The sequence below is a fragment of the Kitasatospora sp. NPDC059722 genome, from assembly GCF_042733235.1.
Taxonomy (GTDB): Bacteria; Actinomycetota; Actinomycetes; order Streptomycetales; family Streptomycetaceae; genus Kitasatospora.
The window spans coordinates 1-11,294 of record NZ_JBHWGD010000145.1 but is presented as its reverse complement, the minus strand read 5'-3'; the positions used below and the strand labels follow the sequence as shown (position 1 = coordinate 11,294).

Sequence of the window (11,294 nt, the reverse complement as noted above, 5' to 3'; positions counted from 1 at the left end):
GGGGGGTGGGGGGGGGGGGCGCGGGCGTCCCCGTCGGGCTCCCTCACCTTTTGTTGGGGGGGGGGGGGGGGGGCCGGGGGCGGCGGGGGGGGGGGGGGGGCCCCCCCCGGGGGCCCGGGTCAGGCGGCCACGGGGGAGGGGGACTTGGTGCGGGCGGTCATGCCGGTGACGAGCTGGTCGCGGATGCGGGCGGGCATGGCGGGGGCGAAGCGGGCGAGGTAGTGGGTGAGGTGGGTCTCGTCGCCGGTGAGGAAGGGCAGGTCGAAGACGAGGAGTTTGCGCACGGCGAGCAGCGGGACGGGGGCGCGCAGCGGGCGGAAGGCGGGGTTCCACAGGCCGCCCTCCTCGCAGACGGGGTGGAACTGGCCGATCATCAGGCCCTGTTCGACGAAGTCGTCCTTGGCCTTGCGCTGGAGTTCGTCCAGGGCGGTGGAGTCGGCGGGATCGAGGTGGGGCAGCAGGAGCAGGATGGTGAGCAGTTCGCGCTCGGACTCCTCGGTCAGGCCGTCCAGGAGGGTGTCGTACCAGGTGCGCAGCCCGGCGACGAGGGCGGGCAGGTCGCCGTCGTCCTGGCCCTCGATGGTGGCGATGTGGAACAGGCCGCGGCGCAGGGAGGGCTGGGTGTAGGGGCAGACGGGGCCGGTGCGCCCGAGGTCGGGGTGGGAGGCGGTGAGGAAGGCGCGGCTCCAGGCCAGGACGCGGGCGACCTCGGGGCGCTCGGCGCCGGCGCCGGCGTCGATCTCGGCGGCGGAGTGGACCCGCAGGACGGCGCTCACCTGGGCCCCCGCCACATCGGGCGCAGCCGCGGGCCGCCGCCGGGCAGGGCGATGGCCTCGCCGAAGCGGGTGAAGCCGTGGGTGGCGCACAGGTGGGCGCCGCCCGGGGAGCTGGTCTCGGCGTAGGCGGCCTGGCCGTCGGCGTCGATGCGCGCGGTGACGGCCGCGAGCAGGGCGGCGGCGGTGCGGGTGTGGCGGGTGACGGGGCGCACGCCGATGAACGCCAGGTAGTAGTGGGGGCGGTGGACGGGGTGGCGGCGCTGCTGGAGGCGGGTGATGGCGGCCAGGCGGTGGGCGGCCTCGGGGTGGGCGGCGGTGTCGACGGCCCGGTCCAGGGCGCGGGCGGCGCCGGTGTCGCGCCGGGCGGGGTTCTCCCACACGCCGGGGGGCAGGAACAGCAGCGCGCCGTCCAGGGCGTCGGTGGTCATGACGCCGTCGTGGGCCAGGCACTGGGCGAGGTGGACGCGGAAGAAGGCGGGCAGGACGCGGGCGCGGTGGGCGCCGTCGGGGAAGGCCCAGCGCATCAGGGCGTCGTCGTGGAAGGCGGCGGCCAGGGTACGGGCCAGGGGTTCCTCCTCGCCGTCGCGCGCGGGGCGGACCGCGGGCGGGGGCGGGGGCGGCGGGGTCAGGGGGGCGAGCGCGGCGGCGCCGGGTCGCAGGGTGGCGGTGGTCAACGGACACACTCTCCTCGGCGGGATCGGTAGACGATCGGCGGGATCGGTGGACAAAAGGGCTGCGCGGGGGGAAGCCGGTTCAGGCGCGGGCGAGTTCGCTGACGCGCGCGTGCAGGCGCGGCAGGTAGTGCTCGGCCTCGGGCTTGATCAGGACGCTGCGCAGGATCCGCGCCCCGTCGGCGTCCGCGAGCGCGCCGGGGTGGCGGCGGGTGAAGTCGGCGGCGTCCACGCGCAGCAGGCTCAGGTAGACGGGGTCGTCCTCGGCGCTCATCCCGGCGCGCAGGACGCGTTCGCCGGCGGCGTCGGTGCCCGCCAGCGACAGCGGGCCCGTGCCGGTGGGCAGGTAGGTGACGATGTCCAGGTCGGGCTGCTGGTAGAGCGTCAGGTCCGGGCTGTCCCGGATGAGGTCGGCCCAGGCGAGGGCGGCGCGGCGCCCGCCGGCCAGGACGGCGCCGAAGCCGCCGGGGGTCAGCGGCAGGAGCTGCAGGGTCAGCCACAGCGCGGCGGCCGAGGCGCCGGCGCGTGAGCACTCCAGGCTGATCTCGCCCAGGTGCAGTTCGGCGTCGGTGAAGTAGGTGTAGGGCGAGTCGTGGGCGAAGTGGCGGCCGATGGCGGGGTCGGCGAACAGCACCGCGCCGCAGCCGTAGGGCTGCAGGCCGTGCTTGTGGGGGTCGACGGTCACCGAGTCGCAGCCGCCGACCGCCCGCCAGGGCCGCGGGTCCAGGCCCAGGGCGGCGGCCTGGGCGGGGTCGGCGGCGAGCAGCGCGAAGAACCCGCCGTAGGCGGCGTCCACGTGCACCCGCGCCCCGTAACGGCGGGCCAGCGGCAGGATCTCGTGGACGGGGTCGACGGCGCCGAGCCCGGTGGTGCCGGCGGTGACCACCACCGTGCCCACGTCGCCGCCGCGCAGCAGCGCCTCCAGCGCGCCCGCGTCCATGCGGCCCAGGCCGTCGGCGGCCACCGCCACCCCGCGCACCCCCAGGACGTGGCACATGCGGCTGTGCGTGTAGTGGGCCTGCTCGCTGTAGGCCACCGCCCGCCCGGGGTGGCTCTGGCGCGCCACGTACAGCGCCTCCAGGTTGGCGATGGTGCCGCTGCTGGTGAGGTGGCCGACGTGGGCGGGCAGCGCGAACATGGCGGCCAGCGCCGCCACGCACTCGCGTTCCATGTCGCTGGTGGCCGGGCCGCCCTCGTAGGCGTGGTTGTTGGGGTTGAAGCGCATCGCCGCCAGGTAGCCGACGACGGCCGCCGGGTGCGGGGGCTTGACCATCTGCCCGGCGTAACGGGGATGGAAGAACGGGTAGTTGTGCTCCAGGCGCTTGGCGAAGCGCTCGAACGCGGCGGCGAAGTCCGCGTCGTCCACGTGGTGCGAGGGGTGCGGCTCGAAGGGCCCGAACCGCTCGCCCCACCGCTCGACGACCTCGGCCGCCCTGCCCAGCCAGTACCGCAGGTCCACGCTCCCGCCCTCCCCTTCGAGTCCCCCCGGATCCCCGCGGGCCGTCCACGCCGGCGCGCGGCTTCCAGCTGCCTGGAGCCGTTTCGAGGGATCCTCCAGTGCTTCCCGAGCCACGGTGACCCGCACGGCGCAACAGGCGCGCAACACGCCCAGCTCGCCGCACCCCGCACCCCGCACACCTGCGACCTGCGCCGCACGGACGGCGCCGGCCCCAGCGGGACTCCGCCGCCGCGCGAGCGGGCGCTGCTGCAATCGCCCCCGGAAGATCCCGGACCCGAAGCCTCGCACCCCGTCCGCGAGTCCGGCCCGCAGCTCCAGACAAGCCCCACAGACCCGCCGCCCCGGAGGACCCACGATGGTGAGCAGACGCAGGATGATCGGCGCCGCCCTGGCGACCGGGGGAGGAGTCCTGCTGATGCGCACCACCCTGCGCCCGGCCGCCTCCCTCACCCCCGCGGGCCCGGACGCGGCCGACCGCCACGGCCCCGGCCACGTCCACGAGAGCGCCACCCCCACCGGGCAGCCGGACCCCGGACCCGACGCCGGCCCCCGGCTGGCCGGGAAGTTCTCCCTGGCCATGCCCCTGCCCCCGGTGCTCAGCCCCGTCTCCACCGACGGCGGCGCCGACACCTACGCCGTCACCATGCTCCAGGTCCACACCCCGATCCTGCCCGGACGCCCCGCCCGGGTCCTCGCCTACAACGGCGCCTTCCCCGGCCCCGTCATCCGCGCCCGCTCCGGGCGCCCGGTGGTCGTGCGCCAGACCAACCTCCTGGACGAGCCGGCCTCCGTCCACCTGCACGGCGCCAGCGTGCCCGCCGACAGCGACGGCGACCCCATGACCCTCATCGCCGCCGGCCGCACCCGCACCTACACCTACCCCAACGACCAGAGCCACGCGAACCTGTGGTTCCACGACCACGCCCACCACGCCGAATCCGAACACGTCTACCGCGGCCTGGCCGGCTTCTACCTGCTCACCGACGCCACCGAAGCCGCCCTGCCCCTGCCCTCGGGCCGCTACGACCTGCCCATCGCCCTGCGCGACGCCCGCTTCGACACGGACGGCAACCTCGTCTACCGCATGGACGACCCGTTCAACCGCACCACCATCCTCGCCAACGGCCGCCCCTGGCCCCGCGTGGAGGTCGCCGCCCGCAAGTACCGCCTGCGCCTGCTCAACTCCTCCAACCTGCGCTTCTTCTCCCTCAAACTGGAGGACGGCGGCCCGATCACCCAGATCGGCTCCGACGGCGGCCTGCTGGAACGCCCCCACGTCACCGACACCGTCGACCTCTCACCCGGCGAGCGCGCCGACGTCGTCATCGACTTCTCCCGCTACCGCGTGGGCACCGGCGTCACCCTCACCAACGCCATGCCCCCCGGCCCGCCCGAACACGTCGGCCAGGTCCTGCGCTTCGACGTCACCCGCGCCGCCCACGACCCCAGCTCGGTCCCCGCCCGCCTGCGCACCCTGCCCGCCCTGCCCGAACCCGACCGCGAACGCACCGTCGTCCTGCAGGTCGACGAGGACGGACGCGCCGAACCCCGCGGCATGATCGACGGCAAGACCTACGACCCCGACCGCGTGGACGCCGCCATCACCCACGGCACCAGCGAAGTGTGGACGGTCACCAACGCCAACAAGGACGTCCCCCACAACTTCCACCTCCACCTCGTCCAGTTCCGCGTCCTTCAGCGCAACGGGCAGCCCCCCGGCCCCGAGGAGTGCGGCCTCAAGGACACCGTGCGCCTGCTGCCCGGCGAAAGCGTGCGCCTGCAGGCCGTCTTCGACACCTACCGCGGCCGCTACCCCTACCACTGCCACCTGCTCGACCACTCCGCGATGGGCATGATGGCCCAGATGGAAATCTCCTGACCCACCCCCTTCGGGGCCGCCCGTGCGCCGGACGGCCCCCAAGGGCGGGCACCGGCGGCTCAGGACGCACGGATGCCCCGGCCCGGCGCCGGGACCCCCGCCGGACCGGGCCCCGGCCGCCGCCCTCCACGGCCCCGGCCCGCGCGGCGGTGCCCAACCGCTGCTCATCCCGTCCGCCTCCGACCGACCGTCAAACAGCACGTGCCGTACCGCAGGCGGCCCCTCTCCGCGCCTACCGCCCCGCCCCCGTCTGCGGTGCGGTCTGTGATGCGCCCTGCGGTGCGGCCTCCAGTGCGCGCAGCCCGGCCGCCACGCGCTCCAGGACCTTCGCCCGGTGCGGGTGGTGCGCCGGGACGACGGCCAGCGCCGCCAGCGCCTCCTGGAGCAGCGCCCGCCGCCGCCCGGGCAGGTGCGCGACCTGCGCCGAGCGGCTCGACTCCTCCAGGACGTACGCCAGCCGCGTGGCGTACACCTGCGGGCTCACCGCGAACAGCAGCCGGTAGACGGCCAGTCCGGCGGGCGCGTGCAGCACCCGCCCGTCGTGGCTCAGCAGCCGCATCCGCGCCCTGAGCACCAGATCCCGGTCCGTGTTCATCTCCATCGAGCCCCCTCGTATCGCCCTGCCCCACCCCGCCCCCGGCCCGCACGCAGCACGAGGCGCGCGCCGGCCCCCGAAGGCGGGAGCCGGCACGGAACCGGAGAGGTGGATGCGGACGAGTCTGCGGGTGGGCGCCAGGGGCGCACAAGGCGAAACCCGGGTGCTCTGCGTCCTACCGCAACCACCCGCCGACCTGGCAGGATTGGACTCGCCACACACCCGGGACGGGCCCTGCGGAAAACCGGTTGCCGCCCCGCCGTGCACCCGGCACAGTGATCCCCGACGACGCGATCAACCGCGTACCGCGAATGACGAAGGGGGACTTGGCGATGCACCGCACCTATCCGGGTTCCCCGCGTTATCGCGCGAGCCGTCCCGCCGCGCGCTGAAGCCGCCGCCGGCCCGCCGGGGCTGGGCCAGCACCGCTTCCGTGTCCGTTTCCGCGTCCGTTTCCGCGGTTCTTCCCGCGCTTCTCTTCTGTGGTTCCTCGGCTCTCCGCGCGTGCCGCGCACGGCAGTTGAGGACCCGTCTTCTTCCTCCGAGGGCGAGCTGGGCACTGGTGAGCCCAAGGGCCTGTAAAGCCCCCGCTTCGGCTGTGGCGGTTCGAATCCGCCCTCGCCCACCCCGCAGCCCCCGCCCCGGCCGGACGTGTCCGGCGGGGCGGGGCTAGCCTGGGCGCATGTTCGTTCTGGAGCTCTCGTACACCGCCCCGCTGGAGCGCGTCGACGCCCTGCTGCCGCAGCACGTCGAGTGGCTGAACGGCCACTACGCCGACGGCACGTTCCTGGCCTCCGGGCGCAAGGTGCCGCGTGACGGCGGGGTGATCCTCGCGGTGGGCGAGGACCGGGCCGCGATCGAGGCGCTGGCGGCCACCGACCCGTTCGCGCGCGAGGGCGTGTGCGCCTACCGCGTCACCGAGTTCCTGGCCACCGTCACCGCCCCCGCCCTGGACGCCTACCGCCAGCAGCTGCCCGCCTGAGCGCCGCCGCGCCGTCCGTCCGCCGCGCCGTCCGTCCGCCGGTTCCGCTCCCGGCGGAAGATCGTCCGGATTCGTCCGGTTCCGGCCGTCGTGGCCCCGGGGTGTTCCCGGAGGCGTGTAGTGTGCCCCGTCCCGGTCGCCGGTACGGGGCACCGTCGCGTTCTGGCTACGATCGGTCGCACGGGGCAAGGACGCGCAGGACTGTGGCGGGAGAGAGACGGATGGCACACGCACGGGCCGGCCGGCAGGCCGAGCCGGGTGATCTGGTGGACGTGGCGCGGCTGGTGACGGCCTACTACGCGCTGCACCCCGACCCGCAGGAGGCGGGTCAGCGGGTGGCGTTCGGGACGTCGGGGCACCGGGGCTCGTCCCTGGACGCGGCGTTCAACGAGGACCACATCGCGGCGACCACGCAGGCGATCTGCGAGTACCGGGCGCTGCAGGGGGTGGCGGGGCCGCTGTTCCTGGGCGCGGACACCCACGCGCTGTCGGAGCCGGCGAAGGCGACGGCCGTGGAGGTGCTGGCGGCCAACGGCGTGCAGGTGCTGCTGGACTCGGCCGACGGCTACACCCCGACGCCGGCGGTCTCGCACGCGATCCTGGCGCACAACCGGCGCAGCCCGCGCGCGCTGGCGGACGGCATCGTGGTGACGCCCTCGCACAACCCGCCGCGCGACGGCGGCTTCAAGTACAACCCGCCCAGCGGCGGCCCGGCCGGCTCGGAGGCGACCGGCTGGATCCAGGACCGCGCCAACGAGCTGATCCGCGAGGGCCTGCGCGGGGTGCGCAAGGTGCCCTACGCGCGGGCGCTGGCCGCGGCCACCACCGGCCGTTACGACTACCTGGGCGCCTACGTCGAGGACCTGCCGCGCGTGCTGGACCTGGACGCGGTGCGCGCCGCGGGCCTGCGCATCGGCGCGGACCCGCTGGGCGGGGCGTCGGTGGCCTACTGGGGGCGCATCGCCGAGGCCCACCGCCTGGACCTGACCGTCGTCAACCCCGAGGTCGACCCGACCTGGCGGTTCATGACGCTGGACTGGGACGGCAAGATCCGCATGGACTGCTCCTCCCCGTCGGCGATGGCCTCCCTGATCGGGCGCCGCTCCGAGTACCGGATCGCTACCGGCAACGACGCGGACGCCGACCGGCACGGCATCGTCACCCCCGACGGCGGCCTGATGAACCCCAACCACTACCTGGCGGTGGCGGTGGACTACCTCTACCGCCACCGCGGCGACTGGCCGCTGGACGCCGCGGTCGGCAAGACGCTGGTCTCCTCCTCGATGCTGGACCGCGTCGCCGCCGACCTGGGACGCGAGCTGGTCGAGGTCCCGGTCGGCTTCAAGTGGTTCGTCGACGGCCTGCTGGAGGGCTCGATCGCCTTCGGCGGCGAGGAGTCGGCCGGCGCCTCGTTCCTGCGCCGCGACGGCGGGGTGTGGACCACCGACAAGGACGGCATCCTGCTGGCGCTGCTGGCCTCCGAGATCACCGCCGTCACCGGCGCCACTCCCAGCGCCTACTACCGCGAGCTGACCGCGCGCCACGGCGCCCCCGCCTACGCCCGCGTGGACGCCCCGGCCGACCGCGAGCAGAAGGCCCGCCTGGCCCGCCTGGCCCCGGAGCAGGTCACCGCGGGCGAGCTGGCCGGCGAGAAGGTGACCGCGGTGCTGGCCAAGGCCCCGGGCAACGGCGCCGCCATCGGCGGCCTCAAGGTCTGCACGGACAACGCCTGGTTCGCCGCCCGCCCCTCGGGCACGGAGGACGTGTACAAGATCTACGCCGAGTCCTTCCACGGCCCCGAGCACCTGGCCCGGGTGCAGGAGGAGGCCCGCGCCCTGGTCGGCGAGGTCCTCGGCGCCTGACGCCCCGCCCGCCCGCCGTGCCCCGGACCGCGCCGCCGCGGTCCGGGGCACGCGCATGCCCGCACCTCCGCGCGCGTCCGTACGTACCTCCGCGCCGGGCCGTCCGCCGTCCGCGCGGGCCGTCCGCGCGGGCCGTCCGCGCCGGGCTCCCGGGGCGTGTCCTAGAGGGTGCCGAAGGGCCCCTGCTCGGCGAAGCGGGCCAGGCCCCGGGCGAAGACCTCCGCCTCGCCGGGCGGCCAGGAGGCGAGCGCCTCCTCGATGCCGCCGGCCAGGCGCCGGCGCATCACCTCCACCACCTCCTCGCCGGCCGCGGTGAGCGCGAGCAGGGTGGCGCGCTGGTCGCGGGGGTCGGCCTCGCGGCGCAGCAGGGCGGCGTCCTCCAGGCGGGTGGCGCGGCGCGAGACGCCGGAGCGGTCGAGGCCGATCTCGGCGGCCAGGTCGGCGGCGCTGCGCGGCCCGAAGCGGGCCAGGCCGCTGAGGACGGGGTAGGTGACCTCGTCCACGGCCTCGCCCAGACCCGCGGTCAGGCGCCGGTAGAGGGCGGTGCGGGCGGGGCGGCGCAGCAGGGCGGCCAGGGCCTCGGGGAAGGGGTCGCCGAGCGAGGGGGCGTCCGAGGGAGCGTCCGAGGGGGCGTCCGAGGGGGCGTCCGAGGGGACGTCCGAGGGGACGGCCGGGGGAGTGTCCGGGGGAGTGTCCGGGGGGACGGGGGAGGGCGGGGCGGGGGACGGGGAGGCGTCGGGGCTGTGGTTCACCCCCCGATCGTAGCGTGCGTGGCGCACGCATTCCGTGTAGAGTCCTCTTCCAGAAAGCGTGCGCGACGCACGCATCTCGGTTTCCGGCCGTCCCGGACCGCGCCACCCCCATGCCCGAAGGAGCCGTTCTCATGACCGCCGCCGCCCACACCACCATCACCGCCGCCATCAACGACCTGCTCTTCACCCCCTCCCTGCCCCTGGAGGACGCCATCGAGCGGCACTTCACCCCCGACTACCGCCAGCGCACCGACGGCACCTGGGCCGACCGCGCCGGCTTCGCCGAGCACATCGGCCACCTGCGCGCCGTCGTCGCCTCCGGCTCCATCGATGTCCACGAGGAGTTCCACGCCGACGGCCGCACCGCCGACCGCCACACCGTCCACGTCGTCAAGACCGACGGCAGCGAGGTCAGCATGGAGGTCTACGTGTTCGGCGAGTTCGGCCCCTGCGGGCGCTTCGCCCGCATCGAGGAGACCACCCTGCTCCTCAAGGGCGCCGAGACCGACCGCGACCTCGGCTCCGCCCGCGCCTGACCCCTCACCGCCGCACCGGGGCGGGGACCTGGTCGACCCCCGCCCCCGCCGGCGTCCCCGCGACCACCGCGGCGTGCCGCGCCCGCGTGGTCGCCGCCGCCGCACCCGCCGCCACCAGCGCCGGCACCGCCGCCGCCAGCGGGAAGAACCGCCCGCCCAGCACCCCGATCGCCCAGCTGCCCGCCACCCCGCCCGCCGCCGTCCCCAGGTACAGCGCACTGGAGTTCAGCGAGATCAGCAACGGCGCACCACCCGGATCCAGCGACGCCATCCGGTGCGGCAGCGCCACCGACACCGCCCACCCCGCCAGCGGCGTCACCACCGCGTACACCAGCGCCCCCGCCATGCTGCGCCCCAGCCACGGCAGCGCGGCGAACGATCCGGCCGCCACCAGCGAACCGGTCAGCAGCACCCGGCGCACCCCCACCCGGTCCACCAGGCGCCCGCCCAGCCAGCTGCCCGCCACCGACGCCGCGCCGGTGACCGCCAGCACGGTGCTCAGCCGGCCCGCGTCGCCCCCGGTCGCCCCGGAGAGCGCGGTCGCCAGGTAGATGTAGACGCTCTGGAAGGCGAGGAAGAACACCAGCGTGGTGGCCGCCGCCCCCAGCACCCGCGGGCGCCCCAGCGGTGCCAGGCGCGCCGCGAGGCCCGCGGGTGCGGCGGGCGCGGGCAGGGTGCGCAGCAGCAGCGCCAGCCCGGTCAGCGCCGCCAGGCCCAGCGCCGTGACCAGCCACATCGTCAGCCGCCAGTCGCCGCGCCCCACCCAGGTGCCCACCGGCACCCCGAGCGCGGTGGCCACCGTCATCCCGCCCAGCACGGTGGCCAGCGCCCGCCCGCGCCGCTCGGGCGCCACCAGCGCGGTGGCCACCGCGTTGGCGGCCGGCGTGTACAGCGCCGCCCCGGCCGCCGCCAGCACCCGGGTGGCCAGCAGCGCGCCGAAGGTGGGCGCCAGCGCGCTGAGCGCGTTGGCGGCGGTGAACACCGCGAGCGCGGCCAGCAGCAGTCGCCGGCGCGGCCAGCGGGCGGTCAGCGCCGCCAGCACCGGCGCCAGCAGCGCGTAGCCGAGCGCGAAGACGGTGACCAGCTGGCCGGCGGCCGGCACGGACACCCCCAGGTCGGCGGCGACCGGGCCGAGGATGCCGGCCACGACCATCGAGTCGGTGCCCACGGCGAAGGTGCCGAGGGCGAGCAGGAGCAGGCGCACGGGCATGGAAAGGAGCCCCCCGATTGTTTGACGAACGCGCAACAGTTTGACGCTCGTCAAACACTAGGGATTGGTGGATGATTGTCAAACCAACGGCCCGGTGCCCGGTGCCCCGACCGCCCCGATGCCCGACCGCCCGCGACCGCCCACCGCCGTCCGTGACCCCTGCGAGGACCCGAGCGCCATGACCGAAGACGAGCGGCTGCCCCAGCCCGCCACCGCCGACCTCGACCTCGTCACGGTCCTGGCCGCCCTCGGCGACCCCGTGCGCATGCGCCTGCTCCTCAGCTACGCCGACGGCGCCGAGCACTCCTGCGACCCGCGCGGCCTGGGCCTGGACCACCTCCACAAGTCGACCGTCTCCCACCACATGCGCGTCCTGCGCGAGGCGGGCGTCACCACCACCCGCGTCGCCGGCCGCAACCGCTTCGTCAGCCTGCGCCGCACCGACCTCGACACCCGCTTCCCCGGCCTGCTCGACGCCCTCCTCACCGCCGCCCCCGCCCCGGCACCCTGACGGGCCCGGCCCCGAACGCGGCGGCGCGGGGGGGGCGGGCGCGGCGGGGGGGGGGGGGGGG

The 11,294-nt window shown here is 75.9% G+C and carries 11 protein-coding genes and 1 tRNA gene; 6 read left to right on the top strand and 6 right to left on the bottom strand.

The annotated features are described in order from the left end of the window. Positions 1–119: 119 nt before the first annotated feature. From ACFV4F_RS40345 to ACFV4F_RS40335, 3 genes are all read right to left on the bottom strand, one after another. Positions 120–776 carry a DUF6875 domain-containing protein gene (locus ACFV4F_RS40345; RefSeq protein WP_380510457.1) on the bottom strand — a complete coding sequence of 219 codons (657 nt, stop codon included), beginning with the start codon at positions 774–776 and terminating at the stop codon, positions 120–122. Further along, entirely contained in the window at positions 773–1,450 is a 678-nt protein-coding gene (locus ACFV4F_RS40340; protein ID WP_380445168.1) for a hypothetical protein, read from the bottom strand. Before ACFV4F_RS40340 ends, ACFV4F_RS40345 begins: the two co-directional genes overlap by 4 nt. A 79-nt stretch (positions 1,451–1,529) precedes the next feature. Beyond that, entirely contained in the window at positions 1,530–2,906 is a 1,377-nt protein-coding gene (locus ACFV4F_RS40335; RefSeq protein WP_380510454.1) for a pyridoxal phosphate-dependent decarboxylase family protein, read from the bottom strand. A gap of 355 nt (positions 2,907–3,261) precedes the next feature. Here ACFV4F_RS40335 and ACFV4F_RS40330 point away from each other — a divergent pair, with 355 nt between their 5' ends. Then, positions 3,262–4,785, top strand: coding sequence for a multicopper oxidase family protein (locus ACFV4F_RS40330; protein WP_380510451.1), 1,524 nt, complete (start codon positions 3,262–3,264; stop codon positions 4,783–4,785). A gap of 232 nt (positions 4,786–5,017) precedes the next feature. Here the strand turns inward: ACFV4F_RS40330 and ACFV4F_RS40325 are convergent, their stop codons facing one another. Further along, the gene (locus ACFV4F_RS40325) at positions 5,018–5,386 is read right to left on the bottom strand and encodes a hypothetical protein (protein ID WP_380510448.1); all 369 of its coding nucleotides are present in this window, start codon (positions 5,384–5,386) and stop codon (positions 5,018–5,020) included. A gap of 539 nt (positions 5,387–5,925) precedes the next feature. Between ACFV4F_RS40325 and ACFV4F_RS40320 the strand changes: the two genes are divergently transcribed. The 3 genes from ACFV4F_RS40320 (at position 5,926) to pgm (ending at position 8,224) form a co-directional block, all read left to right on the top strand. Then, positions 5,926–6,005: transfer RNA gene (locus ACFV4F_RS40320), tRNA-Tyr, on the top strand. 57 nt (positions 6,006–6,062) lie between these two features. After that, complete coding sequence (locus ACFV4F_RS40315; protein ID WP_380445164.1) at positions 6,063–6,362, top strand: YciI family protein; 300 nt, start codon at positions 6,063–6,065, stop codon at positions 6,360–6,362. Between the two features lie 221 nt (positions 6,363–6,583). Further along, positions 6,584–8,224: a phosphoglucomutase (alpha-D-glucose-1,6-bisphosphate-dependent) gene (gene pgm / locus ACFV4F_RS40310; RefSeq protein ID WP_380445163.1), complete on the top strand. Its 1,641-nt coding sequence runs from the start codon at positions 6,584–6,586 to the stop codon at positions 8,222–8,224. A 161-nt stretch (positions 8,225–8,385) separates the two neighbouring features. On the opposite strand, the gene ACFV4F_RS40305 is transcribed toward pgm, so the two are convergent. Then, positions 8,386–8,799, bottom strand: a complete 414-nt coding sequence (locus ACFV4F_RS40305) for a MarR family winged helix-turn-helix transcriptional regulator (RefSeq protein WP_380510460.1) — start codon at positions 8,797–8,799, stop codon at positions 8,386–8,388. Positions 8,800–9,107: 308 nt separating this feature from the next. Between ACFV4F_RS40305 and ACFV4F_RS40300 the strand changes: the two genes are divergently transcribed. Then, entirely contained in the window at positions 9,108–9,512 is a 405-nt protein-coding gene (locus ACFV4F_RS40300; RefSeq protein ID WP_380449144.1) for a nuclear transport factor 2 family protein, read from the top strand. 4 nt (positions 9,513–9,516) lie between these two features. Here ACFV4F_RS40300 and ACFV4F_RS40295 read toward each other — a convergent pair whose 3' ends face one another. Next, positions 9,517–10,722 (bottom strand): MFS transporter, encoded by a 1,206-nt coding sequence (locus tag ACFV4F_RS40295; protein WP_380510445.1) that lies wholly within the window; start codon positions 10,720–10,722, stop codon positions 9,517–9,519. Positions 10,723–10,900: 178 nt separating this feature from the next. Between ACFV4F_RS40295 and ACFV4F_RS40290 the strand changes: the two genes are divergently transcribed. Beyond that, positions 10,901–11,233, top strand: a complete 333-nt coding sequence (locus tag ACFV4F_RS40290; protein WP_380449148.1) for an ArsR/SmtB family transcription factor — start codon at positions 10,901–10,903, stop codon at positions 11,231–11,233. Positions 11,234–11,294: the final 61 nt, after the last annotated feature.

What these genes read in the sequence shown, in the direction of transcription:
- ACFV4F_RS40330 (WP_380510451.1), top strand. Translation starts at nt 3,262, where the DNA reads ATGGTGAGCAGACGCAGGATGATCGGCGCCGCCCTGGCGACCGGGGGA.
- ACFV4F_RS40325 (WP_380510448.1), bottom strand. Translation starts at nt 5,386, where the DNA reads ATGGAGATGAACACGGACCGGGATCTGGTGCTCAGGGCGCGGATGCGG.
- ACFV4F_RS40315 (WP_380445164.1), top strand. Translation starts at nt 6,063, where the DNA reads ATGTTCGTTCTGGAGCTCTCGTACACCGCCCCGCTGGAGCGCGTCGAC.
- pgm (WP_380445163.1), top strand. Translation starts at nt 6,584, where the DNA reads ATGGCACACGCACGGGCCGGCCGGCAGGCCGAGCCGGGTGATCTGGTG.
- ACFV4F_RS40300 (WP_380449144.1), top strand. Translation starts at nt 9,108, where the DNA reads ATGACCGCCGCCGCCCACACCACCATCACCGCCGCCATCAACGACCTG.
- ACFV4F_RS40295 (WP_380510445.1), bottom strand. Translation starts at nt 10,722, where the DNA reads ATGCCCGTGCGCCTGCTCCTGCTCGCCCTCGGCACCTTCGCCGTGGGC.
- ACFV4F_RS40290 (WP_380449148.1), top strand. Translation starts at nt 10,901, where the DNA reads ATGACCGAAGACGAGCGGCTGCCCCAGCCCGCCACCGCCGACCTCGAC.